The sequence below is a fragment of the Campylobacter sp. CS_NA3 genome (assembly GCF_027797495.1).
GTDB lineage: Bacteria > Campylobacterota > Campylobacteria > Campylobacterales > Campylobacteraceae > Campylobacter_B.
This window is the reverse complement of the sequence record NZ_CP115609.1, coordinates 122,798-149,229: the sequence shown is the minus strand read 5'-3', so window position 1 is coordinate 149,229 and position 26,432 is coordinate 122,798. Positions and strand designations below refer to the sequence as shown.

Here is a 26,432-nt window from a genome sequence, read left to right as displayed (position 1 = left end):
TTCCTTTTAAGCCTTCATTTTTTCGGCTTTTGCCACTACCTCGTCAATATTTCCTACCATATAGAAAGCATTTTCAGGTAAATCATCATATTTACCCTCTAAAATTCCTTTAAATCCTGCGATAGTTTCTTCAAGGCTGATATATTTGCCCGGGCTTCCTGTGAAAACTTCGGCAACGAAGAAAGGTTGTGAAAGGTATTTTTCAACTTTTCTAGCTCGTTCAACCACAAGTTTATCTTCTTCGCTAAGCTCGTCCATACCTAAAATCGCGATAATATCTTGCAAATCTTTGTATTTTTGAAGCACAGCTTGAACGCCACGCGCTACTTTATAATGCTCTTCGCCGATGATTTGAGGATCAAGCATTCTTGAAGTTGAATCAAGTGGATCAACCGCAGGGTAAATTCCTTTTTCTGCAATCGCTCTGTTTAGAACAGTTGTAGCATCAAGGTGAGCAAAAACCGTTGCAGGAGCAGGGTCAGTTAAGTCATCAGCCGGAACATAAACAGCTTGAACTGATGTAATTGAGCCTTTTTTAGTCGATGTAATTCTCTCTTGAAGTTTTCCCATTTCGCTTGCCAAAGTCGGTTGGTAACCAACGGCACTTGGAATTCGTCCTAGAAGCGCTGACATCTCTGAACCCGATTGAGAAAATCTAAAAATGTTATCGATAAACATCAAAACATCTAGTCCTAGCTCATCACGGAAATACTCAGCCATTGTAAGACCTGTCAAAGCAATTCTATTTCTTGCTCCCGGTGGTTCGTTCATTTGACCATAGGTTAAGGCAACTTTATCCAAAACGCCCGATTCCTTCATTTCGTTATAAAGGTCGTTTCCCTCTCTTGTTCGCTCACCAACGCCCGCAAATACAGAGTAACCGCTGTGTTTGAAAGCAACATTGTGGATTAGCTCCATAATAATAACGGTTTTACCAACACCAGCACCGCCAAATAGACCAACTTTTCCACCTTTTGCATAAGGGGCTAGCAAATCAACAACTTTAATACCAGTTTCGAAAATTTCGCTTTTTGTGCTTTGGTTTTCAAAACTTGGCGGATCTCTATGGATTGACCAGCGAGTTTCGAAATTTTCTTCTTCGCCTTCGTCAATCAAATCGCCTGTAACATTAAAAATTCTACCTAAAACTTTTTCGCCAACCGGAACGCTAATAGGCGCACCAAGTGCAACTACTTCTAAGCCTCTTGTCAAACCATCGCTCATATCCATAGCAATCGTTCTAACGCGGTTATCGCCAAGATGACCTGCAACTTCTAGCACAAGTCGTCTAGCATCGCCTTCGACATCAAATTTAACTTCTAGGGCTTCGTTGATTTGTGGCAAATAATCTTTAAAATCCACATCAACAACAGGACCCATTACTTGTGAAATTATTCCTTTCATCTATTTTCCTTTCACTTATTTCTTTACTTCATTGATTCAACGCCACTGATGATTTCTATAAGCTCAGTGGTAATAGAACTTTGTCTTGCTTTGTTATACTCTAAATTCAGCTGTCTAACGCGCTCTTTTGCGTTATTTGTCGCATTTTCCATAGCGTTCATTCTAGCACTATGTTCGGCAGCTAGTGAATCTATCAAAGAGTAATACATGCTGTATTCTAAATACTTTTTGACAAGTTCATCTAATAATGCTTTTGCATTTTCATCAGGTTCAAATTCAACAGCAGAACCTAAATTTGCTAAATGCTTTTCATCAACAACGGGCGGTTCAATAGGAACAATATCGCTAACGCGAATTTCTTGCGAAATCATATTTTTGTATCCGTTATGAACCAAAATAACTTTGTCGGTTTCACCGGCTAAAAAGCTATCAACGGCTGATTTGATAATATTTTGTGCTTTTTCATAGGTAGGAGATGAGCTAACGCCGACATGCTTTTCTAAAAGCTCCATACCTTGAAAATTAAAGTATTCGATACCTTTTTTGCCAACACCACGCAAACGAATTTTAATTCCTTTGCTTTTATAAGTTTCAATCAAACTTTTTATTTTTTTGATTGTGTGAATATTAAATCCGCCACAAAGTCCCTTATCGGCAGTAACAAAAATAATATCAACTATTTTTGCTTCTTTTTTTGTATCGAAAATTTTATTATTTTGCACATCTGAGATATTATCAGAAATTTTAGCCGCAATCTCACTTAAAACCTCATTGATTTTAATCGCATAAGCGCTTGATTGAACAGCTGCATCTTTTGCTTTTTTAAGCTTTACATTAGACACAAGCTTCATCGCTTTTGTGGTTTTTTCAGTGTTTTTGACGCTTTTAATTTTTAACTTAATATCTTTCAAATTTGCCATAATTTAGCCTTACTGCGCTGAAAATGTTGCTTTAAAGTCATTTAATGCTTTTGCTAAACTTTCTTCTATATCTTTTTCCAAAGATTTTTTGGTTCTGATTTGTTCGAAAATTTCAGGATATTTAGCTTCTATAAACGGATAAAGCTCAGCTTCAAATTTACCGATTGCACTTGGCGCAACATCGTCCAAATAACCTTTGCTACCTGCAAAAATGATAACAATTTGATTTTCAACAGGAAGTGGGCTGTAAGGTGGTTGTTTTAGAACTTCAACCATTCTTTGACCACGATCAAGTTGTTTTCTACTGCTTTCGTCCAAATCACTTGCAAATTGAGCAAACGCTTGAAGTTCGCGGTATTGGGCAAGGTCAAGGCGAAGTGTGCCTGAAACTTTTTTAATCGCTTTGATTTGCGCTGAACCACCAACACGGCTAACTGAGAGACCAACATTGATTGCAGGGCGGATACCTGAGTTAAATAGACCTGATTCAAGGAAAATTTGTCCGTCGGTAATAGAAATAACATTTGTAGGGATATATGCCGAAACATCGCCTGCTTGTGTTTCGATGATAGGAAGCGCTGTTAGGCTACCAGCTCCTAGTGCATCGCTTAGCTTACTAGCTCTTTCAAGTAAGCGAGAGTGTAGATAAAAAACATCGCCTGGATAAGCTTCACGACCCGGTGGTCTTCTTAAAATCAATGACATTTCGCGGTAAGCAACAGCGTGTTTGCTTAAATCATCATAAATAATCAAAGCATGGCGTGAGTTATCTCTGAAATACTCGCCCATTGTGCAGCCTGAATATGGAGCAAGGTATTGAAGAGCAGCCGCTTCACTAGCATTAGCTGCAACTACGATAGTGTATTCCATAGCGCCGTATTCTTCTAGTTTTTTAACAACTTGTGCTACGGTTGATTGTTTTTGACCTACGGCAACATAGATACAGACGACATCTTGACCTTTTTGGTTGATGATAGTATCGACAGCAACCGTTGTTTTACCTGTTTGTCTATCGCCGATAATTAGCTCTCTTTGACCTCTACCGATTGGAACAAGGGCGTCGATTGCTTTAATACCTGTTTGAAGCGGCTCATGAACTGATTTTCTAGCCATAATGCCTTTTGCTTTTTCTTCAACGAATCTACTTTCGCTCGCTTCGATTGGTCCTTTGCCGTCGATTGGCTCACCAAGCGCATTTACAACGCGTCCTATCATAGCGTCCCCAACAGGAACTCTTAGAAGTTTGCCAAGTCTTTTTGCACTACTTCCTTCAACGATACCGGCTGTTTCGCCTAAGATAACAACACCGACACTGCTTTCTTCAAGGTTAAGAGCGATACCTTTTACGCCGTTATCGAACTCAACCATTTCGTTAGCCATAACATTTTTTAAGCCATAAACGCTGGCAACACCGTCGGCAACAGATACAACTTTACCTGTTTCTTCGACATCTACGCTTAGATCAAAGCTTTCAATTCGTTCTTTAATTATGCTACTAATTTCGTCTGCTTTAATTTTCGCACTCACGCTTTACTCCTTTAAATTGCTTTTAATATATATTCGCTCATTTTATTTTTTAATCTATCAATAGAAAAACTAATCTCAAAACCCAAATCTTCAACATCGATTTTAACGCCGTTGTAGTTAGCGATAACCGGCTCTAATTTGATGTTTGCACTGAATTTTTTCGAAATTTGCGCTTCAAGCTCTTTAAGTTTTGATTTTTCAATCTCTTTTGAAGAGTAAATTTTTCCGTAAAATTCGTTGTTTGCAGCTGCGATATTGCTTCGCAATCCTTCAAAAATTTGCGGAATTAAATTTATTCGTCTATTTTTTGCCAAAAGCTTTATCAAATTTGAAATTTTTTCATCTGGTTTTTTTATAAAAGACAAAATCAAATCAACTTTTGCATTATCTTTTATAGCAGGAGAGTTGATAATATCGTTAAATTTTTCAGTTTCAAAAGCCAAAGATAGAGATTTGAAAATTTCCAAAACGCCTTTTAGCTCATCTTGTTTATAGCTTTCTATTAAAGCTTTAACATATTTTTTAGCGGTATTGTCTATCATTACACAGCCTTTTTATGAACTATGTCGATAAGTTCATTTTGATCTAAATTTATGCTATTTTTGTCAAAAATTTCTTCTAAAATTTCATTTACGACATCTTTTTTCGCTTTTCTAGTTTCAAATTCTTTTTGCTCTTCGAACGCTTTTTGAAGTTGTTTTATCTCAAATTCGGTAGCATTTTTAACTTTTTCTTCTGCAAAAATTGCCTCTTTTTTGGCTGTTTCTACCAAAGAATCACCTTGAATTTTAGCAGTTGCTACATCTTTTTTAGCCTGTTCTTTTCGCTCTTTTGATTCTTTTAATAAATTTTGATTTGCTTCAAGTCTAGAAGCTATCGAATTTATTCTATTTTCATAAGCAGCCTTTAAAGGACCTTTTAGCAAATAATACATTATCCCAAAAAAGATCAAAAAGTTTATCGTTCTCCAAACTATGTCATAGTTTGTGCCATGTCCGTCTGCAAGAGCCAAAATCGGAAAAAGTGTTAAAAATATATATTTTTTCATTTTTTCTCCTTAAATCTTGGCAAGAGCGCTTTTAAGGCTACTCTTAAATTCAGGAATTTTATCTTGAAGATCTTTTTTAAGCTCAGTTTTTTCTTTACCAAGCTTTTCAACAAATTTGCCAAAATCGGCTTCTAACTCCGATTTTTTCGCCGCTATCACTGCTTCGGAATCTTCTTTTGCTTTATCCAAAGATAGCTGTTTGATTTTAGCTGCTTGTGATCTTGCTTCATCTAGAATTTTTGTTATCTCGACTCTATCAGAATCGATATCTAGCGCATTTTGCTTGGCTTCTTCGGCATCTTTTTGTATCATGGCTTCTCTGCTGTCCATAAAAGAAAGCAGTGGTTTATAAAGCATGATATTCAAAATGTAGATGAGCCCCAAAAATACGATAACAGTGAAGATCAGAGCAGGCAAACTAATTTCGAGCATTAACCCTCCTTATTAATTTTTACAAAATAAATTAATATTTTACAATATAAATTTAAAAATTTAGATTAAAAAATCAGTTTAACTTCTTAATAAATTCATCAATTTTTGAAATTTCATCAAATTCAACAGAAATTTTTCTATCTTTTATCTTTATTTTTCCAAATTTATCTAATTTTTCTTTCAATTCCAAAAGTTTTGGCTCAAAATTTTCAAATTTTTCAACCTTTTCTTTTGTCGATTTTTTATCTTTTTTATCTTTTATTTTTTTTACCAAATTCTCGGTTTCTCTAACGCTTAGTTTTTGCCCTGTTATCGTATTTAAAACCAAAATTTGATCTTTTTCATCAAGTCCTACTATGACCTTTGCATGACCTTGTGAAATTCTATCTTCGCTAATGGCGTTTTGAACTTCGCTAGTTAAGCTTAAAAGCCTTAAAGTATTAGTGATTTGTGTGCGCGATTTTTTGATGATTCCAGCCAATTCTTCTTGCGTGATTTTGTATTCATCAATCAACTCTTTGTATGAATTTGCAAGTTCAATAGGATTTAAATTCTCTCTTTGGATATTTTCGATTAGTGCTAATTCCCTTAAATTTTGTGAGCCAAAATCAGCAACTATGGCTTTGATATATTTTTCACCCAAAAGTTTTGTAGCACGAAATCTTCTCTCACCGGCAATCAACATATACTCATCATTTTTCGCAACAACGATTATAGGCTGGATAAGCCCGTGTCTAGCGATACTTTCGCTAAGCTCTTTTAAAGCATTTTCATCAAATTTTTTTCTTGGCTGATATGGATTTGGTTTGATTTTATCAATTTCGATTTCTAAAACTAAATCTTTTTTTCCGCTTTCTAGCTCTTTTGCGTAAGCATTTTCAACATCATCTAAAATGGCACCAAGTCCCCGTCCTAACGCACTCTTTTTTACTTTTGCCATATTTACTCCATAATCGAATTTGCCAAATCCTGATACGCAACGCTTCCTGATGATTTTATATCATATAAAATCACAGGTTTGCCGTAACTTGGACATTCTGCAAGTTTTACATTTCTAGGAATTATAACAAAGCCGTTTTCATCTCTGTCGCTTTTGAAAAGTTTATCTTCAAAATGCTCTTTAAGATTTGCTAAAACCTCTTTTGAAATATTGTTTTTGCTATACATTGTAGGCAAAAATCCTCTAAATTTAAGATTTGGATTTATGCTTTTTTTCACAATTTTAACAGTATTTAAAACCAAACTTAGCCCTTCAAGTGCCAAAAATTCACACTGAACAGGCACAATAACACTATCACTTGCACTTAGTGCATTTACGGTGATATTTCCCAAAGTAGGTGGCGAATCAATAATGATATAATCATATTTTGAAGAAATTTTGGCAATTTTCCTTTTTAAAATCATTTTACTATCTTTGTCATTGTCGGCAAATTCTTGCTCAATGCCAACTAGACCGATATTTGATGGAACTAAATGAAGTTCAGGAATTTCCGTTTCGAGCGTGATTTCAGATATTGTTTTTCTACCAGTTAAAACATGATAGATATTGAATTCATAATCACTTCTACTAAAACCAAGCCCTGTTGTCGTATTTGACTGCGGATCAAGATCGATTAGTAAAACTTTTTTTCCGACAATAGCCAAACTTGCCGCCAAATTTATCGCGGTTGTCGTCTTGCCGACACCGCCTTTTTGATTAGCAATTGTGATTACTTCACTCATCTTAAACTATACACCTTTTTGTTGTTTATTAGGATTGAACCGTCATCGCAAAGCACGGCATTCTCGAGAGATGCTATCTCGCACCCATTGTGGGTGCCGAATTTTTGCGACAAAGGGAATTCTAGCGAAAACTTGCTAAAAATTTGCTTCCATGAAGGTTTTTTTTCTAACATTTCAAAAAAGCCGTAAATTAGGCTATTTCGCTCTACTTTTATATCCAAAATCCCAGCAAATTCGGGCGCGTGAGCTAAATTTAAACCCATACCGCAGATAAAAATATTTTTGATTTTTGTTGTGATTACTCCGCCGATTTTTTTTTCGCTCAAATAAAAGTCATTTGGCCATTTTAGCCAAATTTTTGAACCTAAATTTGCCAAATACTCTTTCATCAAAAACGCAAAATAAATACTAGCCGAATTTATCGGTAAATCGCTTGGCAAGGCATTTTGGCTCACGCAAAATGAAAAATATAGATTTCCGCTCACGCTCTCCCACGCATTTCCCCTGCTCCCAAGCCCTGCACTTTGGGAATTTGCGACCAAACAATATGGCGGTTTGATAACGCCAAGCTTTAAATTTGAAATGATCCCAGTCTGCGTCGAATCGCAACTCTCAACAAATTCTATCGTCAATTTTCAGCCTTTTGCCGTTGATAAAATCATTTGCATTTAGCGGTTTTTTGCCTACTTCTTGGATTTTTGTGATTTCTAATTCGCCACCACACACAGCAATGACAAAACTATTTTTATTTATCACGACGATTTTTCCAAATTCGCTCTTACTATGAATTTTATCGCTAAATTTAGCCACTTCCAAAAGTTTTGTGCCGTCATCTAAAAAAATGTTTGGCCAAAAATCAAAAGCCCTAAATTTACGCAAAATTTCATCAATATCGTCGCTAAATTTAATCAAACCAAACTCTTTTTTTATTTTAGAACATTTGGTTGAGAGTGCGTGAATTTGGGAAATCGGAGCTAAATTTTCATAATTTTTTAGGATTTTTACTATTAAATTTGAAGCGATTTTTGCCATTTGATCAAAAATTTCGCTCGATTTTAAGTCCCTTATATCCAAAAACGAAAATCCGAGCATATCGCCGTCATCAAGCCCGGCACCCATTTTCATCGCCGTTACACCGCTAAATTTTTCACCACACAAAATCGCACTTTGAATCGGACTAGCACCACGGTATTTAGGCAGTATCGAAGCGTGTAAATTTATACAAGGCGCGATACCCAAAATATCGCTAGGCAAAATTTGCCCGTATGCTGCAACTACGATAAAATCAGGCTTAAAAGCACAAATTTGCTCTTTTATCCCGGCTTCTTTTAGCGAATTTGGCTGAAAAATAGGAATTTGCAAATTCTCATCAAGCAAAAATTGTTTTACGCTTGGCGGAGTTAAAATCTGCTTTCTGCCCACAGGCTTATCTGGCTGGGTAAAAACTGCGCAAATTTCAAATTTAGCCGCCAAAAGCCCCTTTAAAATCTGCGTCGCATAATCAGGCGTCCCCATAAAAACGATTTTCATTATTTTGCCTTTTTGCGAAAAATCGTGCCGCCCGTTTGTTTGCCATTAAGCAAAAATTCCTTTGCCACGCTCAAATCAAATCCACTTGCCAAAAACATCTCTTTGCCGTTTTCAAGCAAGAAATTTGCAGCTTTTAATTTTGTCGTAATGCCGCCCGTTCCCATTTTTGAACCTGCATTTTGTGGCACGGCAAGTTCATCAGGGCTTAAAAAATTTACTTCACTTCTAATTTTTGCGTCTTTACAAACGCTAGGATTTTTATCATAATATCCGTCAATATCGCTTAAAATCACGAGCAAATCAGCGCCAAAATAGTTTGCCACACCCGCACTTAGCCTGTCGTTATCACCAAAGACGATTTCTGCTATGCCTGTGGCGTCATTTTCATTTATAATAGGTAAAATTTTATTTTGCAAAAGTCCGTCGATTAGCCCTTTGGCGTAGTTTGTGCTTTTTCGTGAGTCAAAATCACTTGCAGTTAGTAAAATTTGCGCCGTCAAAATGCCAAATTTAGCCATTGATTTTTCGTAAATTTCCATCAAATACGGCTGTCCGATGGCTGCAAGCATTTGGCGATTTACCACAGAAGTTTTTTCGATATTTGATTTTATTCTTCCTGCATTTATCGCGCCTGAACTTACCAAAATAACTTCAAATTTACTCATTAATTGTGCCAAAAATTCGCATAAATTTGCGATTCTTGCCTGACTGATTTTGTTTTCATCGCTTAGGACATGAGAGCCCACTTTTATGACAACTCTTTTCATTTTTCGCCTTTTAAATTCTCTTTTAAAAGCTCGAAAAGAGCAAATTTTAGCTCTTTTATACCAAAATTTGTTACACTTGAAATCGGCATAACAAAATATGGTTTGCTTTTGTCAAATTCGTCTAAATTTTGCATTTTTTCAAAGCCAAATTCATTTAAAAATTCGCTCATAGTATCGTCCAAATTCTCACAAGCTTCGGCTTTTGTAAGTGCGATTGCAAAATTTCGCTCTGCTAAAATAGGTGAAAATTTAGCTAGCTCCGATTTTAGCGTGGAAAACTGTTCGCTAAGGCTTCGGTAATTTATTGTATCTAGCATAAAAAGCAAGATTTTTGTTCGCTCGATATGCCTTAAAAACTGGATTCCAAGCCCCTTGCCTTCACTTGCACCATCAATTATGCCCGGAATATCAGCCATTACAAAACTTGAAAACTCATCGACATTTACAATGCCAAGCTTTGGCGTAATCGTAGTAAATTCATAGTTTGCGATTTCGGGTTTTGCGTTTGATACGGTTGAGATGAGCGTAGATTTTCCGACATTTGGAAATCCCACAAGACCTACATCGGCGATGAGTTTTAGCTCCAAGCGAATATTTTTTTCTTCACCTGCTATACCCGGTTGCGCATAATCTGGGCGTTGATTTACCGAATTTTTAAAGTGCGTGTTGCCAAGACCGCCTTTTCCGCCTTTTAGCAAAAGTTTTGCTTCGCCGTCATTTAGCAAATCAAAAATAAGCTCTTTTGTTTCGTCATCATACACGGCAGTTCCCGGCGGCACGATAAGATACAACGCTTCACCGCTTTTACCCGTTTTTTTGCGACCCTCTCCTGGTGCGCCGTTTTCAGCCTTAAATTTGGTTTTTCCTTTGTAAAATGAAAGCGTGTGCGTATTTTTGTCGGCTTTTACATAAACATCGCCGCCTCTTCCGCCGTCCCCGCCATCTGGACCACCTAAAATGACAAATTTTTCCCGTCTGAAACTAACGCAACCCGCGCCGCCTTTTCCCGAAGTTACACTAAATTTTACATTATCGACAAACATTTTGTTTGACCTTGAATTATTTTAAGAAGAAAGGTCGCCCAAATTCGGGCAACCACGAAGTTTTAAGCCGCAGGATAAACTGAGACTTTTTTTCTGTTTTTGTCTTTGCGTTCGAATTTAACAAAGCCGTCAATCAAAGCAAAAATCGTATGATCTACGCCCATACCGACATTGTTGCCCGGATGCGTAGCAGTGCCTCTTTGGCGGATGATGATATTTCCCGCTCTAACAAACTCGCCGCCGAATTTTTTCACACCTAGTCGGCGTCCGATAGAATCACGGTTATTTTGGGTTGAACCTTGACCTTTTTTGTGTGCCATTTTTTACTCCTTAGGCGTTTATGCTTACGACTTTGACGCGAGTGTATTGGCGTCTGAAACCGCGTTTTACTTTTGAGTCTTTTCTTCTGCGTTTTTTGAAGATTACGACTTTTTTGTCCTTACCTTCATTTACCACTTCTAAGACAACTTTTGCACCCTTAACAAATGGTGCGCCTACCTTTAATTCGCCGTCGTTGATAGCCAAAACTTCGCTAACTTCGACTTTGCTTTTTGGCTCAGCAGCAAAATGATCTAGATTTAGGTAATTACCTTCTTCTACTTTGTATTGCTTGCCGCCGTTTTTGATGATAGCATACATCAAGCTTTCCTTTAAATTTGGTAGTCCAAAAAGGCATTTTAAATTTACAAATTTAAAAATTTACGGAGCCGTTTTTGGTTGTAAAAGGTGGATTATACTGAAAAAATTATAAATTTAAGCTTATGTTTTGCGTATTTCAAATTGAACTACATTGCCTTAAATTCCCCATACCTTACGAATTAAAGCGTAAATTTGAGTAATTCCTGCGCTCACTACCGACAAAGGTAGCTTCGCTTGAAATTACTCAAATTTACGCTTTACTACGCCCACTCTGTCTTGAATATTTTATATAAAAAGTAGATATTTTCTAAATTTAAACAATAAAAAAGCTCGTTCGAAAAATTCGAACGAGCCAAAAGGAGAATTTATCAAAATCAAAACTTATTAGTAGTCAAGTTCTGGTTTTGGTGTAGCATCTGTTCTAGCTGGCAATACTGGGTATTTTAGAGCTGACTCAGGTAGTTTTCCGCTTAGAGCGTTGAAGAAAGTAACGATTTTGTTTGCTTCATCATCGCTGATTTCGATACCAAGTTGAACGCTACCCATTGCTTTAACAGCGTCTTTTAGTGACCAGATTGCGCCATTGTGGAAATATGGAGCTGTATCAACAATATTTCTTAGAACTGGTGCTTTAACCATACCGTTAGCATCGCCTTTGAAATCGCCAACATTAGCGAATTCGTATTTGCCTGCTACTTCGAACGGTTGCATTGTGCCACCTAGGTTGATTCCGTTATGGCAAGTTGCACAACCTTTATCGATAAATGTTTTTAGACCTTCTTTTTCTGTTGCGCTAAGAGCGTTTGCATCGCCGTTTAGGAAATCATCATATCTTGACGGAGTTACAAGAGTTCTTTCAAAAATTCCTACTGTTGTAGCAAATAAATCAAATGTAACTTTTGTATTTTCACCATAAGCTTCTTTGAATTCTTTAACATAGCCAGGAATTGAATTTAATAGTTGTTCTACACTCTCAGGAGTTGCAGCCATTTCAGGTGCTGCTGTTGCTGGACCTGCTGCTTGTTCAGCTAGGTGAGCTGCACGACCATCCCAGAATTGTGCTGAGTTAAATACTGAGTTTAGTGTTGTAGGTGCATTTATATGGTGTGGGTTTGGAGTCCATTTGTGACCTGTTGAAGCAGGAACACCGTCAGTTCCACCGATTGCCAAGTTGTGGCAGGTATTACAGCTAATGATGCCGCTTCTTGAAATTCTTGGGTCAAAATACAATTTTTTACCAAGTTCAACTCTTTTTTCAGTTGTTGGGAATTCTTTTGCATCTGGCGCAGAAGCTTCGGCAAGTTTAGCTATTTCAGCCGGGCTTTTTGGAAGTGCTACCAAACCGCTATCTTTGGCTAATTTTGCCAAATCATCAGCTGCAAACATAGTGCTTGCAACAACTACTGAACTAAGCAATAAAAATTTCATTTTCATTACGCTCTCCTTAAATAAATTGTAATCAAATTATAAATTTTACTAAATAAAATTTCGCTTAAAAATTTAAACAAATTGATAAATTTTATCTACAAAATTAAAATATTAAATAAGAAGAATTAACTCCTATTTTAGGCAAATTTATTTAAAAATAATTTTAAATTTGCTACCATAACGGAGTATTTTTTTGTGTAAGGAAAGTTTTATGAAAAAAGTATTGTTTTTAGTCTGCATTATGGCGTTTTTTGGCGGTTGCGGTTACTCAAACTGGAATATCAATAACCAACCTACAACTCAAAACGGTCAAAATACTCAAACTCCGGACATAGTCCAAGAACCGGTAAAACCCGAAGACACCATGCAAGATGGTCAAACTATCGGTGGAACACAAATTGAAATCGAACAACCGCAAGATAGAGAAAATATGTTTCATATAAATACGGTTGTATCGACTTGGGGACGCCCTGATAACGCATTTATCGACGATGATAATATTAAACATTACATCTGGAAAAACTGCAAAGATACAGGCGTTTATAGAGAGCAATGTGTCGGGGAAGATTGCAAACAAGTGCCTGTGCGAAACTGCTGTGATAGAGATCTTATAACAGATGATGAAGGTTATGTTATCAACCTAAAAGAAGCTGTCGCAAAATGCATATAAAAATTTAAATATCTATGTGTGTAAAATCTACACACATAGATTTCTTTGTTTTATCCAAATTTCATCAAATTTACTTTTTGTCAAAATTTATACAAAAATTTAATAAATTATAAATAAATTCGCTATAATCACAAAGTTTATTTTTCAAAAAAAGGACAACAATGCAAAATTCACACAAAAGTTTTACCAGTCGTTGGGCTTTTATACTAGCTTGTGTAGGCTCGGCTGTGGGCATGGCAAATGTCTGGGGCTTCCCGTATAAACTCGGCGCAAACGGCGGCGGGGCGTTTTTGTTGATCTACATATTTTTTATCGCTCTATTTTCTTATGTCGCTCTCTCAGCCGAATACGCTATCGGCAGACGCGCAAGAACAGGCACTCTTGGCTCTTATGAATATGCTTGGAATTCTCGCCGTCTTGGCGTTATCGGCAAAATTTTAGGTTGGCTTCCGCTAGCAGGATCAATGTGTATCGCTATCGGATACGCTGTCATCATCGCTTATGTGCTAAAAGCCCTTACTCAGGCGATCACCGGCTCGTTAATGAGCGTTGATACCAACACTTGGTTTGCTTCGTTTGCTTTTAGTCCGTATTCTGTCATTCCATACCATTTCATCGTAGTTGCAGGGACTTTACTAACGCTGTTTTTTGGGGCAAAAAGTATCGAAAAAACAAACAAAATTATGATGCCGTTATTTTTTATTTTGTTTGCGATCTTAGCAGTGCGTGTGGCGACACTGGATGGCTCAGGAGCCGGATATAAATTTATGGCAAGTGCCGATTGGAGCAAACTTAGTGATTATAATGTCTGGGTTACGGCTATGGGACAGGCGTTTTTCTCGCTCTCGATTACGGGTTCAGGAATGCTAGTTTATGGTGCGTATCTATCCAAAAAAGAAGATATAGTCGATTCTGCTAAGAAAACGGCGTTTTTTGATACCATTGCAGCTCTTGTAGCAGCGTTTGTAATGATACCTGCGCTTTTTGCTTATAATATGGATCAAGCAGCAGGTCCGGGTCTTCTTTTTGTAACCTTGCCAAAAATTTTGCAAGATATGCCGGGCGGTCAAATTTTTGCCATTATTTTATTTACGGCTGTTATTTTTGGCGGAATTTCATCTTTGCAAAATATGTTCGAAGCGGTTGCCGAATCTGTGCTTCATAAATTTCCAAATTTAAAAAGAAGCTGGGTTTTAATCGCTCTTTGCGTGATTTGCTTTGGATTTGGCGTAAATATGGAAACAATCGCACCGACAGCAGAAATCGCAGCTGCAAGCAGTGCATTTACCATAAATACCACAAACTGGGGACCTTGGATGGACTTAGTGTCGATTTATATTATCCCAATTGGTGCTGTTTTGGGTGCGATTTCATGGTTTTGGATACTTAAAAAAGAAGAATTACTCGATGAAATCAACACAGGAAGCAAGAAAAAATACGGCAATGCGTGGTATTATATAGGTAGATTTGTTTATGTGCCGTTGGCGTTGGTTTTGTGCTTGATAGCACTAATAAACCATGTAGCGTTTTAAAATTCCCCATATCGGAATTATTTAATGAGATTTTTTAGCACTTGCTTCGTCGATAGGCAAAACAGCCTTATCTCCTTGCAAGTGCCTAAAAATCTCAATAACTAATCACAATCTGTCTTGAATATTTTAGAATATCATACTAAATCGTCGACATTAGAATTTTAAATTTGCTTTTTCGTATAATTATCATTATGAGAATTTTTGTTATTCTAAGCCTTCCATTGTCATTGCGAGTTTTTTTGCAGAAAAAACGAAGCAATCGCCAGTGGTTAAATTTAGAATTTGGTTGTTTTTATTCCGCAAATTTGCAAATTCTAATTTAAAAAAATCCTGCTAAAAAGCAGGATTTATGAAATCATATTTGAGTTTTTAAGCACGACTAGATGAGTTTTTTCGCCATGTTTTAGCACTACGGCAAGTTTATTATCGTCTATTTTTTTGGTTAAAACGACTTTTATTTCATCGCCAAAATTTTCGCTATCGTCGCTTTCTTCTTCTAAAATTTTTGAAATTTTGCTTGATTTATTGTTATTTTCTTCAAATTTTTCTTGCGGTTTTTCAGAAATAAATTCAGGCTCATCATCGTTTAAATTTGGTTCTTCTTTATACTCAAATTCGCTAAATTCGGCTTCTTTTTTCTCGAAATTTAAGTCATCAAAAATTTCAAATTTCTCATTTGACTTAAACGCAACACTTTCGTCTTTGACCTCATCAAATTTAGCCATAGTTGCGTTATTATCGATATTTTCAAATGCGTCCCAAGTATCATCAACGCTTTTTTTAGGTTTTTTTCGTGCAAATTTTTTTGTCAAAAAATAGACCAAAACAAGCAAAACCAAAACGCAAAGTATCATTATAAACGGCGTAAAATTCGTCTTTTCTTTTTCGCCATTTTCGTTTTGAGTTAGTGAAATTGGCTTTTGGTTTGGATCGCTCACACGCAAAGTAAGCGAAAGTTTATCTTTTTGCACAGCTTCGATATTTAGTTTAGCGCCGTTTATAAAGATAACATGCGTGGCATTTGGGTGCGGAACGATTTCAAATTCGCTTAAAATCGGCGAATTTATAGAAATTGTAGATTTTTCTTCGCTTGTTACACCCTTTAAAACGATAACCAAATTCTCGCCTTCGCGCCTTGTAATATCAGGCTTATAAGCGCTATCAAAAGACAAAACTATATCGATATTATCTTGCTTATCGAAAAATTCATAATTCATAAGGCTAACGCCAAAGCTAAAACTCGCAAACGCTAAAACTGCAAAAATAATCTTTTTCATAAATTCACTCACTCTGCAAAAAGTTTGTCAATTTCGCCAATAAGCTCTTTGCCGTCAAATTTAGAACAAAGCTCGACTATGCTCGTGCCGATTATCGCGCCGTCTGCGTAAGATTTGGCAAGGCGAACATCTTCGTTTGTGCGAATTCCAAAACCAAGCGCGATAGGCAAATCGCTCATCTTATGCAAATCTCTAACCATATTTTTGTTTCGTTCCAACGGGCTTTGCTTTGTGCCTGTAACGCCAAGAGCACCGATAGCGTAGATAAAACCAGACGAGCGAGTTAGCAAGCGTGGCGCTCTGTGTTCGCTAGTAATGCTAATAAGCGGTATCAAAGCAATGCCATTTTCTTGGCAAAGATTAAAAATTTCTTCGTTTTCTTCGTAAGGCAAATCAGGTATGATTAAGCCTGAAATCCCAACTTCCTTGCTTTTTGCGACAAATTTTTCAACGCCGTAAGCAAAAATCAGATTATAATAAACCAAAAAAACAAGTGCTTTATCTGTTTTTACAGCACCCAAAATATCAAACACCGTATCGGTCGTAACACCGCTATGCACGGCTTTAAAACTAGCTTCTGATATAGTTTTTCCATCAGCTATCGGGTCAGAATACGGAATTCCGACTTCCAAAATATCAAGTTTGCTATCATTTAAATTTGAAATCAGCTCTTTTGTATGCTCTACACTTGGGAAACCTGCGACTATGTAGCCGATGTTTGCCTTTTTATTATCAAATGCTTTTTTTATCTTATCCATAAATCGTTCCTTTTTTGTAGTTCATAACGGTATTCATATCTTTATCGCCCCTACCGCTTACATTTACTACGATTGTTTTTCGCTCATTTAGGCTAGGACAGAGTTTTTCCAAATATGCCAAAGCGTGAGAGCTTTCAATAGCAGGAATAATGCCTTCTAAACGAGAAAGCAGTTTTAAGGCATTTACGCACTCATCGTCCGTTACAGCAGCATACTGCGCTCTTTTAATATCAAGCAAATGAGCGTGCTCCGGACCAACGCCCGGATAATCAAGCCCTGCTGAAATGCTATGAACCGGATCAATCCGTCCGTAAATATCTTGCAAAACGATAGTTTTCATGCCGTGGATTATACCAGGACTTCCTTTTGTCATGGTCGCAGCGTGATACGGCGTATCTATGCCAAGTCCTGCTGCTTCAACGCCGATCAAATTTACGCTTTCATCATCTAAAAAACCGCTAAAAATGCCGATTGCGTTACTTCCGCCGCCCACACAGGCGATGACATAGTCAGCCTTAACGCCCTTTTCTTTAAGTTGCGCTTTGGCTTCTGTGCCGATTACGCTTTGGAAGTCTTTTACCATTTTTGGATACGGGTGCGGACCCACAGCTGAACCGATGACATAAAATACCTCTTCAATCTCATTTACCCACGCTTGAATTGCCGCTGTTGTGGCTTCTTTTAGCGTTTTTAAGCCATCACCAATGGTAACCAAATTTGCACCCAAAAGTCGCATACGAAAAGCATTTAGCTGTTGTCTAGCGGCGTCACATTCGCCCATATAAATGCTACATTCTAGCCCTAGAAGTGCTGCTGCTGTGGCGGTAGCTACGCCATGCTGACCTGCTCCTGTTTCAGCAATGACTTTTTTCTTACCCATTTTTTTTGCTAAAAGTGCCTGAGCTAGGGCATTATTGATTTTATGTGCGCCTGTGTGATTTAAATCTTCACGTTTTAAGTAAATGTCGTGTCCGTAGTGTTCGCTTAGGCGTTTTGCGTAGTAAAGCGGGCTTGGGCGACCTGCGTATTCGCGTAAAAGATAGTCAAGCTCATCTCTAAATTCTTTCGTCATCGCAATGGTGTTGTAAGCTTCTTCAAGCTCTTCGAGCGCAAACATCGCAGTTTCAGGGACAAACTGACCGCCAAATTTGCCAAAATATGCTTTTGTATTCATTTTTTGCCTTAAAATAAAAATTTGCCGATTATATCTAAAATAGCGTTAAAAGTTGCTTTGAAATTTACGCCTTGTTTCGTGCGGTAGCGAAATTTACAAATTTACAAACTTTGTGAATTTAAACTTTTTTGCTTTGTAAAATGCTGTTTATAAAAATTCACAAATTTTTACTTGAATTTATGAATTTAAGTTTTTAAAATCTGCTTCTGCCTTGTCTAGTTCTGCTTTCGCAATACTTTCTCTACTCATCTGAGTCTCATTTAATTAAAATGTTTATCAAATTTTTATTATTATGCCTAACTTTCTATCAAGGTATATATGTTTTAGACAGTCTATCAATGTCTATATCCTTTTGCAAAAAATACTTTTTAACTTCTTTATAAATTTCGTCGTTGTATAAATAAATCATAAAATATTTCATTGATAAAAATGCATTATATGGAAGCGGTCTTTCATAAGACGCAAATTTAGCAATCCTAATAAAAGGAAATACTTTAAAACCCTTTAAATTCCTGTTTAAGAATATATAAAAACATAGTTTAATTAAAAAATTTGCAAAATAAATCGATACAATAAGTATAAACCCTACAATGGTAAGCGAAATAAAAATGCCAAAACAAATTGTAGCTATCGTTATAAACGCACTAAATGCGTCTATATCTTTTCCAGCAAGAAAAAATGGTCTTACTAAATCATCATATACTATTTTATGTTGTCTTTTAAGTTTTCCGTCATCATAAAATTCTATATATTTATTTGTGAATTTTATTGTATGGTCTTTGTGTTTTAATTTGTAAATAATATAAATTACGATAATACAAGCCATAAGCAATAAACCAAATTGTAGATACTCATTTCTTACACCCAATATATCACTGCCTTTAAAAATACTCATAAATATCCAAAAAAATAGACCCCCAAAGTAAAGTGAGCCAAGAAATAATGTTTTAACAAAAAACCACTCATAGCTTTTTATAATAAGTGGATTTTCATCATAATCCCTAAAATTTGGATCGGTTTGTTTTTTGTTTTCTAGCCATTGTTGATATTTAGCTTCTTTTGTTTGTGCTTTTTGAATTTTCATTTCAGCATTTTTAGCCATTTGTTCGGCTTTTTCTCTCATTATTTTTTCGTTATTCAAATTTAATCCTTTTAAATTTTCCGTCATTGCGAGACCACGAAGTGGTCGTGGCAATCCAGTCAAACAGCGAAAGCTGTTTTTAAAATCAAACATTGTTTAATTCTCTGGATTGACTTCGCTGTCGCTCGTCCAAACCTGCTTCGTGCTACGCACTCGCATCGCTACGCTTGTTTTGCTTCGAACTTTTCGGCTCTTACAATGACAAATTAAACAAATTGGCAAATTTAAATCTAGTTTGTTAAACTTAAATTTGAAAATAATCACAATCTAAGCAACGGCGATTATTTTTAAAATTTGCGTGATTTTTTCTGGGTCTTTTATGCCTTGCTTGTTTTCGACTTTGCTATTTATGTCAAGGCAAAAAGCCCCTAAATTTAAGGCTTCTTTCAGATTTTCTGCGCCGATACCACCTGCTAGGATAAATGGAATTTGCAGATTTTTTAGCATTTTCCACTCGAAGCTTTCGCCGTTTCCGCCCATTTTTTCGCCTTTGTAATCAAACAAAATTTTATCATAGTTCAAATTTTTTAAATTTGGAATTTCATCTTTTACACGCACGACCTGCCACGCTTCTACGCCGATATTTGCTAGATTTTGCTTTAAATTCGGCGAAATTTCTTTATAAATTTGCGCCACGCTTAAATTTGCAAATTTGCAAATTTGCAAAATTTCATCATCGCTCGTATCGGTAAAAACGCCGACGCTTTTTCGACCAAATTCACGCACCAAATTTGAAATTTCTTTTGCTATTTCGGGCGTTACTTTTCGCTTACTTTCGGCAAAAATTAAACCCAAAAAATCCACTCTAACGCCACTAAATTCGCACTCTAAAACGCTTTTTGCTTCGGCTAAATTTTTAATCCCGCAAATTTTGATTTTTGTTCTTGCAACGCCCATTTTCACGCCTTTTTGACGATATACAGATACTCGGTTACATGCAAATTTCGGTTTCGCAAGTTCCTTGAAGCACGATACGCAGGGTATTTTATCTCGATTTTTCCCACTTTACCGATGAGAGCAAGATTTTTTAAAAACTCATCTTCGCTGATGAAGCCTTCTGAATTAAACGAGATTATCAAATATTTTGCCCTAAATTCAGCCAAAAGCGTGAAAAATTCATCTGCGGCACGAGATTTTTTGTTGTAATTCGAGCGGTTCCAGCCGTTTGGGATACCGCTAACTTCGCTTAGATCCCCTAAATTTGGTGCTTTAAAATCAGCGATTAAATTTAGCATAAAATAATTCGAGCCGTAAGGGTGCTGGTTATACGGCGGGTCAAAATACGCTATATCCACGCTTGGAGCGAGTTTGCTAAACTCGTAAGCATCGCTTTGGAAAACCTGAAAATCGCTTGTGAAATTTGAAAAAACCGGCATTGGAAGTGAAATCTCACCCAAAATGCGAGATAGCGCATTTTCGCCACTACCGCCAAATTTCCCCACGCCGTTTTTGTCCTTGTAAAAGCCTTTAAAAACGCCGCCTGTGTTTGAGTGGATACTAGCTTCGCTTAGAAGTGGAGCGATGAAGTATTTTTGAAACTCACTTGGAATTTGGCTGATTGCGGTGCGCAAACCCCCCAAAATAAGGGCATTTTGGCGTGAGTAAAAAACCCTTTCGCCTTTTTTGATTTTTTCATCGTCTTTTGGGGCGTAAAGTTCGCTGATAAAGCTCTCGCAAGGCTTAAAATTCGCTAAAATCATGCTGTGAAATTTAGCTAAATTTGCTTTCAATTCAGGCGTTAAATTCTCCAAATAGCACGAATTTATGATGAAAGAGTATTTTTCCAAATCATTTGCCAATACCAAATTTGAGTGCGCTTTGGCAAACCTTGCCACCACGCCACTGCCGCTGAAAACATCGGCAAAAACGATTTTTTCAACGCCCAAATTTGCTTTAATGTCCGTTATAACGCCATTTATCGCCCCCAAAAGTGAGCGTTTGTTTCCTAGATAGCTAATAAGTTGTTCGCCTAGATAGCTTTCGTTTTCTTTTAAATTTGCCATAAAATCTCTTTATCTACATTTTATATTTTTTGGTAAAATACCCCAAAAGGTTCCTAGCCATTGACAAGACTTCAAGGAAGGCTTCTGTAAGGATAGATGGCTAGGTCGCTTAATAAAACTTCTCATCTCTATCCTTTGTTAGCACTTCTTCGTCTAAAATGTATCGTTTTATCATAAAAACTTTCATCGCTTTTTTTATATTTTCTAAAAACAGCCCAATTTATATAATCAACAATCTGCAAATTTACCCACCTACTTCCCAGTGTCCGTTTTTGTCCGCTCCAATACGCCTGATAAGTCCATTTTCTTGAAGTTTTTTCATATTTTCTTTAATGCTTTTGAGCGAAATTTTTACGATATTTACAAGCTGGGCTTGGGTTATGTGCGGGTTTTCTTTTATCATTTCAATGATTTTTTGTTGATTTGCAGTTACTTTTACAGGCACTTTTGTAGTAACCTTTTTTTGCATTAAAATTTGTTTTTTTATCTCTTGCAAAATAAGTTTTAGCATAAATTCGATAAATTGTGTGCTGTCTGCGTTTTTGTCGCTTATGCCTAAGACTTTGTAATATTGGGCTTGATTTTCTTTAATCAAGCTTTCGACAGGCAACCATGCAAAAATGCTTTTCCATTCTTTTAAAATCGCTGTTTGCCAAAGTCTGCCTATCCTGCCATTGCCGTCATCAAAAGGGTGAATAAATTCAAATTCATAGTGAAAAACACTTGATTTTATCAACGGATGAAAATCGCTTGATTTTAGCCACTTAAATAAATCTGCCATAAGATTTGCCACTCGCTCAGACGGCGGTGCTAAATGAACCACTTCTTTGCCATCAAAAACGCCAACGCCGCCTGTGCGATATTTGCCGTTTGTTTTGACAAGATCGCTCATCATCAAGCGATGTGCTTTGAGCAAGTCTTTTTCTTCATAAGGGTTTAACTCTAAAAGAAGATCATAAACATCAAGTGCATTTTTGACTTCTTGGATTTCTTTTGGGTCGCCAAGCACTCGTTTGCCGTCGATAATCGCCGTGATTTGCTCGATACTCAAAGAATTATTTTCTATCGCCAAAGAAGCTTGGATGGTCTTTATACGATTGTTTTTGCGTAATTTTATATGTAAAGGATTTTCGTTTAAAGCAGTTAAAGCTCCGATTTTTTCGGAAATTTCAGAAATTAAATTGATTATTTTTGTAGTTACGGTAAATGGCGGTTTGTAACTCATTTTCATCCTTTTATTTTTAATCTCTACTTTAAAACTGCTTTATTTGTGGCATTATAGCTAATATTGCTTTCAAATTTGACTAAATTTGACAAGCTTAAATTTAGTCAAATTTACAAACTCGCCAAATTTGAGTGAAATTATTTAAAATTTGCAATATAATTTTGATAAAATTCCCACACTTTGCCACTATCAAGGGCATTTTCGATTATCTCTTTGGCCTGCGTTGGGCTTTTTGCAAAGTCAGCCGCATACAAAGCAAACATCGCATTTAGCACGACAATGTCTCGTTTAGGTCCTTTTAACTCGCCTTTTATCGTGCTTTTAAAAATTTCAGCATTAAATTTGCTATCCCCGCCCTCGATGTCGGTGTGAAAGGCGCGGTTAAAGCCAAATTGCTCAGGCGTGATTTTATACTCGATGATTTTCTCGCCCCGCACTTCATGCACGAGCGTCTCATCACACAGCGTGATCTCGTCCATGCCGTCCATACCATGCACGACTAGGGCGTGCTTTCGACCTAGTTTTTGCAAGGTTTGCGCTATAAGCTCATTTACTTCTTCGTGGTAGTTGCCTACGACTTGGTTCGAAAGGGTCAAATTTGGATTTAGCAAAGGTCCTAAAATATTAAAGAAAGTGCCGATTTTAAGGCGAGTTCGTGCTTCTTTGACTTCGGCTGTAACCTTGTGAAAAAACGGCGCATGGAAAAACGCCAAATTCGTTTTATCCATTAAAGTTCTTAGTTTTGCCAAATCGCTTTCAAGCGGAACGCCCAAAGCTTCAAAGATATTACTCGATCCACTTTTGCTTGATACTGCGCTGTTGCCGTGTTTGCCGACCCTAACACCAAGAGAAGCGAGTATAAACGCGCAGGTCGTGGAGATATTTATCGTTTTTAGCGCATCTCCGCCGGTGCCTACGATGTCAAGCATAGGCTTATCATCGCTGTAAGTTTTGGAGTATTTCAAAACGCTTCGCACAAGCGCGCTTAGGCTATCTGGGTAAAGCGATTTTTCGCTAATTAGCACGAGCAAACCAGCTAGTTGGACAATGTCATAGTCTTTTGCCATAACGGCACTAAAAATCTCTTCATAATCGCCGCCTTCGAGCGGATAGCCCTTTTGTAGCTTTATCATAAACGGGGCAAAATTGCTCACTTTTTTCTCCTTGATTTGGGGTTTGTTTAAATTTACAAAATTTTCAATGATTTTTTTGCCATACTGCGTAAAATAGCTCTCCGGGTGAAACTGAATGCCGTAAATTTCGCGTTCTTTGTGCTTCATAGCCATTATGACGCCGTCTTCGCTCACGGCTGAAATCTCCAAATTTTCGGGCAACTCATCTACATAAAGCGAGTGATAGCGCATAACTTCAAATTTGCTAGGTAAGCCTGCCAAAACGGCATTTTCGCCCACTACGCGAATTTCGCTAGTTTTGCCGTGTTTTGGCACTTCTAGCGTTTTTATTTTCGCGCCAAAGCTTAATCCTATGGCTTGGTGTCCCAAACACACGCCTAAAATGGGTATGCCTAAATTTGCCTTTAAAATTTCTAGGCAAATTCCGCTGTCTTTTGGGTGTTTTGGACCGGGGCTTAAAATAATCTTGCTTGGCGATAAAAATTTAATCGCTTCAAGCGTGATTTCGTCATTTCGTTTGCAAACTATCTCTTCATCAGTAGTTTCAAGCACATATTGATATATGTTAAATACGAAACTATCGTAGTTATCAATCATTAAAATCATTGCATTTCCTTGCAGGTTTTTTCAAAAATTTTTAGGCAAGATTTGCGTTTGTTGCAGATTTCGGCGTATTCGTTTTCAAACACGCTATCAAAAACTTGCCCGTATCCAGCACCTACGAAAACATCGCTAAATTCAGGGTTTGCCCTGTCGCGCACGAAAATAGCCGAACGGATTAAAATCGCCATTTGCAAATCGCCGTTAAAATGCCAAAAGCCAATCCCGCCACCATAAATCCCCCTAGCGTGGCTTTCTAGCTCATTTATGATTTGCATAGCGCGAATTTTTGGGCTTCCGCTAAGTGTGCCAGCAGGAAAAACCACGCCCAAAACATCAAAATTATCCTTGCTTTCGTCCTTTATGCCACGCACATCGCTAACTATATGCATAACGCTTTCAAAAAACTGCACATGGGCTAAATTTCGCACTTTCACGCTTCCTTTTTTGGCAAATTTGCCAATGTCGTTTCGCGCCAAATCAACTAGCATTTTGTGTTCGCTCATCTCTTTTTCATCGCCTAAAAGGTCGTTTTTCAATGCTTCATCTTCGTTTGCGTCCTTGCCGCGTGGCCTTGTTCCAGCTATGGGAGCGACAAAAATTTCGTTATTTCTGATTTGAAGCACGAGCTCAGGGGAGCTTCCAGCCACCACGCCGTAAGGTGTCGGGAAAAAATACATATAGTGGCTTGGATTTTGGCGTTTTAAAATTTCATAAAACTCCAAAGGGTCTAAATTTGAGTAAATTTGCAGTGTTTGAGACGGCACGACCTGAAAAATATCGCCACTTTTGATATACTCTTTTGCCTTATCAAAAATACGCTTGGCATCCTTTTTTTCGGCGTTTAAATCGGTTTTGATTTTATAGAGTTTTTCAAAATTCGGCGCGGTATCGCCTGAATTTTCCAAATTTTCAAAATATTTTCCCTCTCCGTAAAAGCTGTAAATTTTGCTTTGTTTGTCGTAGTGCAGATACGCCCTTGCGTTTGCGTAAAAATATGTCGGAAAGTCGTAAAGACGGGGCTTAATATCTCCCAAGCGTTCAAATTTATAAACTGCTTCGTAGCTTAGCACTCCAAAAAGCCCTGCAAATTCGCAAATTTGGGTGGTGTTTTGCAAGGCAAATTTGAGTTTGTCAAGGTCATCGCCTTGCAAATATTCGCAGTCAATGCCGATGATGATTTGTCCGCCGTCTTCGGCGAGATAGGAGTTTGGAAACCTAGATAAAATATTTTTGAAATAAAAAATCGGATCTTTTAAAAACATGGTGCCTTCTTTAAAATTTAAAGAAAAAATTATATAAAAAATGCACTTTGAAAAAGTTAAAAAATTTAGTGTTGAAAATTTAGCTTTTTTTTAATAAAATTTGTTTTTTAAGGGGCTAAAATGAGCGAATTTGTTTTATATATTTTGCCGTTTTTTGGCATTTTGGTCGGTTTTATTTCAGGTTTTTTTGGCATAGGCGGCGGCTTGATTGTGGTGCCTGTAATGCTTGCTTTTGGATATGATATAAAAACAGCTGTTGGAATTTCCATCATGCAAATGCTTTTTAGCGCCATTTTTGGCTCTTATATCAACTACAAAAGCGGAAAACTTCGCCTTGATAATGGCATTTTTGTGGGTGTCGGGGGACTTTGCGGAGCTTCCTTGTCTGGCTTTATCGTCAAATACACGCCTGAAATCGTCCTTGAAATTGGGCTTTTGGCTACAATTTTTATCGCACTTTTTAAACTTTTTAAGACAAATGTAGCAGCCGAGCCAAAAAGCGTTTCAAATTCCTTGCTTTTTGTAATCGGCTTTTGTATCGGTGCCGTTGCCATTAGTATGGGCGTTGGCGGAGCTATTTTCTTAACTCCGATTTTGGTTGGTTTCCTTGGCGTGGATATTAAAAAAGCCGTATCCATGAGCCTATTTTTCGTTATTTTTAGCTCATTTAGTGGATTTTTAAGTATGGCATATAACGGAAATATTCACTACTTAGAAGGCGCTTTGCTAGGGCTTGGTGGGCTAGTTGGGGTTTATTTTGGCACAAAAAGTTCGCATAAAATCAGCAAAGAAGAGCAGAAAAAGTGGTTTTTAGTGTTGTATGTAGTGATGATTTTGCTTACCTTGAAAAAGATTTTTGCGATTGATTTGGGGCTATTTTAATTCCCCATACTTGAACGGATTAAAGCCCAAATTTGAGCAATTCCTACGCTTATTACCGTACAAAGGTAACTTCGCTTGAAATTACTCAAATTTGGGCTTTACTACGCCTACTCTGTCTTGAATATTTTGTCATAGAATTGAAGTTGCTTCTAATTCTAAATTTGATCGTGTTATGCCGACGATTTTTTGAGTTGTGAAGCAAATTTCGACTGAGATAAGGCTGTTTGCCTATCGAAGGAGAAATTTGCAAACTCTCAAAAAAGCTAGGCTGAATTCAATGGATAAAATTTAAAAAAGCTCGGATAAAATCCG

27 protein-coding genes are annotated in these 26,432 nt (G+C 37.1%); 3 read left to right on the top strand and 24 right to left on the bottom strand.

All coding sequences use genetic code 11. The features are described from left to right. Positions 1–6: 6 nt before the first annotated feature. The 15 genes from atpD to PF026_RS00695 all read right to left on the bottom strand — a co-directional run bounded on the left by atpD (position 7) and on the right by PF026_RS00695 (position 12,466). A complete protein-coding gene (gene atpD, locus PF026_RS00765; protein ID WP_270860190.1) occupies positions 7–1,404 on the bottom strand; it encodes a F0F1 ATP synthase subunit beta in 1,398 nt (465 codons plus the stop codon). Positions 1,405–1,427: 23 nt separating this feature from the next. Beyond that, positions 1,428–2,324 (bottom strand): ATP synthase F1 subunit gamma, encoded by an 897-nt coding sequence (gene atpG, locus PF026_RS00760; protein ID WP_270863131.1) that lies wholly within the window; start codon positions 2,322–2,324, stop codon positions 1,428–1,430. A gap of 9 nt (positions 2,325–2,333) precedes the next feature. Beyond that, the gene (gene atpA, locus PF026_RS00755) at positions 2,334–3,851 is read right to left on the bottom strand and encodes a F0F1 ATP synthase subunit alpha (RefSeq protein WP_270860192.1); all 1,518 of its coding nucleotides are present in this window, start codon (positions 3,849–3,851) and stop codon (positions 2,334–2,336) included. A gap of 11 nt (positions 3,852–3,862) precedes the next feature. Continuing rightward, positions 3,863–4,393 (bottom strand): F0F1 ATP synthase subunit delta, encoded by a 531-nt coding sequence (locus PF026_RS00750; protein WP_270863130.1) that lies wholly within the window; start codon positions 4,391–4,393, stop codon positions 3,863–3,865. After that, the gene (locus PF026_RS00745; RefSeq protein ID WP_270860194.1) at positions 4,393–4,899 is read right to left on the bottom strand and encodes a F0F1 ATP synthase subunit B; all 507 of its coding nucleotides are present in this window, start codon (positions 4,897–4,899) and stop codon (positions 4,393–4,395) included. The genes PF026_RS00750 and PF026_RS00745 overlap by 1 nt, the downstream gene beginning before the upstream one ends. Positions 4,900–4,908: 9 nt before the next feature. Then, a complete protein-coding gene (locus tag PF026_RS00740; protein WP_270863129.1) occupies positions 4,909–5,331 on the bottom strand; it encodes a F0F1 ATP synthase subunit B family protein in 423 nt (140 codons plus the stop codon). 73 nt (positions 5,332–5,404) lie between these two features. Then, positions 5,405–6,271, bottom strand: a complete 867-nt coding sequence (locus PF026_RS00735) for a ParB/RepB/Spo0J family partition protein (RefSeq protein ID WP_270863128.1) — start codon at positions 6,269–6,271, stop codon at positions 5,405–5,407. Positions 6,272–6,273: 2 nt separating this feature from the next. Continuing rightward, a complete protein-coding gene (locus PF026_RS00730; RefSeq protein ID WP_270860197.1) occupies positions 6,274–7,053 on the bottom strand; it encodes a ParA family protein in 780 nt (259 codons plus the stop codon). Beyond that, positions 7,050–7,685 carry a biotin--[acetyl-CoA-carboxylase] ligase gene (locus PF026_RS00725; protein WP_270863127.1) on the bottom strand — a complete coding sequence of 212 codons (636 nt, stop codon included), beginning with the start codon at positions 7,683–7,685 and terminating at the stop codon, positions 7,050–7,052. Before PF026_RS00725 ends, PF026_RS00730 begins: the two co-directional genes overlap by 4 nt. Then, positions 7,666–8,586, bottom strand: coding sequence for a methionyl-tRNA formyltransferase (gene fmt / locus PF026_RS00720; RefSeq protein WP_270863446.1), 921 nt, complete (start codon positions 8,584–8,586; stop codon positions 7,666–7,668). The genes PF026_RS00725 and fmt overlap by 20 nt, the downstream gene beginning before the upstream one ends. After that, entirely contained in the window at positions 8,583–9,350 is a 768-nt protein-coding gene (gene proB / locus PF026_RS00715) for a glutamate 5-kinase (RefSeq protein WP_270863126.1), read from the bottom strand. The genes fmt and proB overlap by 4 nt, the downstream gene beginning before the upstream one ends. Beyond that, positions 9,347–10,393, bottom strand: coding sequence for a GTPase ObgE (gene obgE, locus PF026_RS00710; protein ID WP_270863125.1), 1,047 nt, complete (start codon positions 10,391–10,393; stop codon positions 9,347–9,349). The genes proB and obgE overlap by 4 nt, the downstream gene beginning before the upstream one ends. 62 nt (positions 10,394–10,455) lie before the next feature. After that, entirely contained in the window at positions 10,456–10,713 is a 258-nt protein-coding gene (rpmA, locus tag PF026_RS00705; RefSeq protein WP_270860201.1) for a 50S ribosomal protein L27, read from the bottom strand. A gap of 10 nt (positions 10,714–10,723) precedes the next feature. Next, on the bottom strand, positions 10,724–11,032 hold the full coding sequence (gene rplU, locus PF026_RS00700; RefSeq protein ID WP_270860202.1) for a 50S ribosomal protein L21: 309 nt from the start codon (positions 11,030–11,032) through the stop codon (positions 10,724–10,726). A gap of 384 nt (positions 11,033–11,416) precedes the next feature. Further along, the gene (locus PF026_RS00695; RefSeq protein WP_270863124.1) at positions 11,417–12,466 is read right to left on the bottom strand and encodes a cytochrome-c peroxidase; all 1,050 of its coding nucleotides are present in this window, start codon (positions 12,464–12,466) and stop codon (positions 11,417–11,419) included. 205 nt (positions 12,467–12,671) lie between these two features. On the opposite strand from PF026_RS00695, the gene PF026_RS00690 reads away from it, so the two are divergent. Both PF026_RS00690 and PF026_RS00685 read left to right on the top strand, forming a co-directional pair. Next, complete coding sequence (locus tag PF026_RS00690) at positions 12,672–13,130, top strand: hypothetical protein (protein ID WP_270860204.1); 459 nt, start codon at positions 12,672–12,674, stop codon at positions 13,128–13,130. Between the two features lie 161 nt (positions 13,131–13,291). Further along, on the top strand, positions 13,292–14,662 hold the full coding sequence (locus PF026_RS00685; RefSeq protein WP_270863123.1) for a sodium-dependent transporter: 1,371 nt from the start codon (positions 13,292–13,294) through the stop codon (positions 14,660–14,662). Between the two features lie 347 nt (positions 14,663–15,009). Here the strand turns inward: PF026_RS00685 and PF026_RS00680 are convergent, their stop codons facing one another. From PF026_RS00680 to PF026_RS00640, 9 genes are all read right to left on the bottom strand, one after another. Beyond that, positions 15,010–15,939 (bottom strand): hypothetical protein, encoded by a 930-nt coding sequence (locus PF026_RS00680; RefSeq protein WP_270863122.1) that lies wholly within the window; start codon positions 15,937–15,939, stop codon positions 15,010–15,012. Positions 15,940–15,947: 8 nt separating this feature from the next. Beyond that, entirely contained in the window at positions 15,948–16,697 is a 750-nt protein-coding gene (gene trpA / locus PF026_RS00675; RefSeq protein ID WP_270863121.1) for a tryptophan synthase subunit alpha, read from the bottom strand. Continuing rightward, the gene (gene trpB / locus PF026_RS00670) at positions 16,690–17,871 is read right to left on the bottom strand and encodes a tryptophan synthase subunit beta (RefSeq protein ID WP_270863120.1); all 1,182 of its coding nucleotides are present in this window, start codon (positions 17,869–17,871) and stop codon (positions 16,690–16,692) included. The genes trpA and trpB overlap by 8 nt, the downstream gene beginning before the upstream one ends. 307 nt (positions 17,872–18,178) lie before the next feature. Then, positions 18,179–19,012, bottom strand: a complete 834-nt coding sequence (locus PF026_RS00665; RefSeq protein ID WP_270863119.1) for a hypothetical protein — start codon at positions 19,010–19,012, stop codon at positions 18,179–18,181. 267 nt (positions 19,013–19,279) lie between these two features. After that, on the bottom strand, positions 19,280–19,909 hold the full coding sequence (locus PF026_RS00660) for a phosphoribosylanthranilate isomerase (protein WP_270863118.1): 630 nt from the start codon (positions 19,907–19,909) through the stop codon (positions 19,280–19,282). A 2-nt stretch (positions 19,910–19,911) separates the two neighbouring features. Then, on the bottom strand, positions 19,912–21,015 hold the full coding sequence (locus PF026_RS00655; protein WP_270863117.1) for a DNA adenine methylase: 1,104 nt from the start codon (positions 21,013–21,015) through the stop codon (positions 19,912–19,914). Between the two features lie 244 nt (positions 21,016–21,259). Next, positions 21,260–22,240 carry a Fic family protein gene (locus tag PF026_RS00650; protein ID WP_270863116.1) on the bottom strand — a complete coding sequence of 327 codons (981 nt, stop codon included), beginning with the start codon at positions 22,238–22,240 and terminating at the stop codon, positions 21,260–21,262. Positions 22,241–22,377: 137 nt separating this feature from the next. After that, positions 22,378–23,979: an anthranilate phosphoribosyltransferase gene (gene trpD / locus PF026_RS00645; protein ID WP_270863115.1), complete on the bottom strand. Its 1,602-nt coding sequence runs from the start codon at positions 23,977–23,979 to the stop codon at positions 22,378–22,380. Further along, positions 23,976–25,238: an anthranilate synthase component I family protein gene (locus tag PF026_RS00640; RefSeq protein ID WP_270863114.1), complete on the bottom strand. Its 1,263-nt coding sequence runs from the start codon at positions 25,236–25,238 to the stop codon at positions 23,976–23,978. The genes trpD and PF026_RS00640 overlap by 4 nt, the downstream gene beginning before the upstream one ends. Before the next feature lie 120 nt (positions 25,239–25,358). Here PF026_RS00640 and PF026_RS00635 point away from each other — a divergent pair, with 120 nt between their 5' ends. Further along, entirely contained in the window at positions 25,359–26,120 is a 762-nt protein-coding gene (locus PF026_RS00635; RefSeq protein WP_270863113.1) for a sulfite exporter TauE/SafE family protein, read from the top strand. Positions 26,121–26,432 lie beyond the last annotated feature (312 nt).

Bases quoted from the DNA above. Each gene is read 5' to 3' on its own strand.
- atpG (WP_270863131.1), bottom strand. From the start codon at position 2,324: ATGGCAAATTTGAAAGATATTAAGTTAAAAATTAAAAGCGTCAAAAAC.
- trpD (WP_270863115.1), bottom strand. From the start codon at position 23,979: ATGATTTTAATGATTGATAACTACGATAGTTTCGTATTTAACATATAT.
- trpB (WP_270863120.1), bottom strand. From the start codon at position 17,871: ATGAATACAAAAGCATATTTTGGCAAATTTGGCGGTCAGTTTGTCCCT.
- rplU (WP_270860202.1), bottom strand. From the start codon at position 11,032: ATGTATGCTATCATCAAAAACGGCGGCAAGCAATACAAAGTAGAAGAA.
- PF026_RS00690 (WP_270860204.1), top strand. From the start codon at position 12,672: ATGAAAAAAGTATTGTTTTTAGTCTGCATTATGGCGTTTTTTGGCGGT.
- PF026_RS00730 (WP_270860197.1), bottom strand. From the start codon at position 7,053: ATGAGTGAAGTAATCACAATTGCTAATCAAAAAGGCGGTGTCGGCAAG.
- rpmA (WP_270860201.1), bottom strand. From the start codon at position 10,713: ATGGCACACAAAAAAGGTCAAGGTTCAACCCAAAATAACCGTGATTCT.
- PF026_RS00650 (WP_270863116.1), bottom strand. From the start codon at position 22,240: ATGAGTTACAAACCGCCATTTACCGTAACTACAAAAATAATCAATTTA.
- atpD (WP_270860190.1), bottom strand. From the start codon at position 1,404: ATGAAAGGAATAATTTCACAAGTAATGGGTCCTGTTGTTGATGTGGAT.
- PF026_RS00685 (WP_270863123.1), top strand. From the start codon at position 13,292: ATGCAAAATTCACACAAAAGTTTTACCAGTCGTTGGGCTTTTATACTA.
- proB (WP_270863126.1), bottom strand. From the start codon at position 9,350: ATGAAAAGAGTTGTCATAAAAGTGGGCTCTCATGTCCTAAGCGATGAA.
- obgE (WP_270863125.1), bottom strand. From the start codon at position 10,393: ATGTTTGTCGATAATGTAAAATTTAGTGTAACTTCGGGAAAAGGCGGC.
- PF026_RS00655 (WP_270863117.1), bottom strand. From the start codon at position 21,015: ATGGCAAATTTAAAAGAAAACGAAAGCTATCTAGGCGAACAACTTATT.
- PF026_RS00680 (WP_270863122.1), bottom strand. From the start codon at position 15,939: ATGAAAAAGATTATTTTTGCAGTTTTAGCGTTTGCGAGTTTTAGCTTT.
- PF026_RS00640 (WP_270863114.1), bottom strand. From the start codon at position 25,238: ATGTTTTTAAAAGATCCGATTTTTTATTTCAAAAATATTTTATCTAGG.
- PF026_RS00745 (WP_270860194.1), bottom strand. From the start codon at position 4,899: ATGAAAAAATATATATTTTTAACACTTTTTCCGATTTTGGCTCTTGCA.
- PF026_RS00695 (WP_270863124.1), bottom strand. From the start codon at position 12,466: ATGAAAATGAAATTTTTATTGCTTAGTTCAGTAGTTGTTGCAAGCACT.
- PF026_RS00660 (WP_270863118.1), bottom strand. From the start codon at position 19,909: ATGGGCGTTGCAAGAACAAAAATCAAAATTTGCGGGATTAAAAATTTA.
- PF026_RS00635 (WP_270863113.1), top strand. From the start codon at position 25,359: ATGAGCGAATTTGTTTTATATATTTTGCCGTTTTTTGGCATTTTGGTC.
- PF026_RS00735 (WP_270863128.1), bottom strand. From the start codon at position 6,271: ATGGCAAAAGTAAAAAAGAGTGCGTTAGGACGGGGACTTGGTGCCATT.
- PF026_RS00740 (WP_270863129.1), bottom strand. From the start codon at position 5,331: ATGCTCGAAATTAGTTTGCCTGCTCTGATCTTCACTGTTATCGTATTT.
- trpA (WP_270863121.1), bottom strand. From the start codon at position 16,697: ATGGATAAGATAAAAAAAGCATTTGATAATAAAAAGGCAAACATCGGC.
- PF026_RS00750 (WP_270863130.1), bottom strand. From the start codon at position 4,393: ATGATAGACAATACCGCTAAAAAATATGTTAAAGCTTTAATAGAAAGC.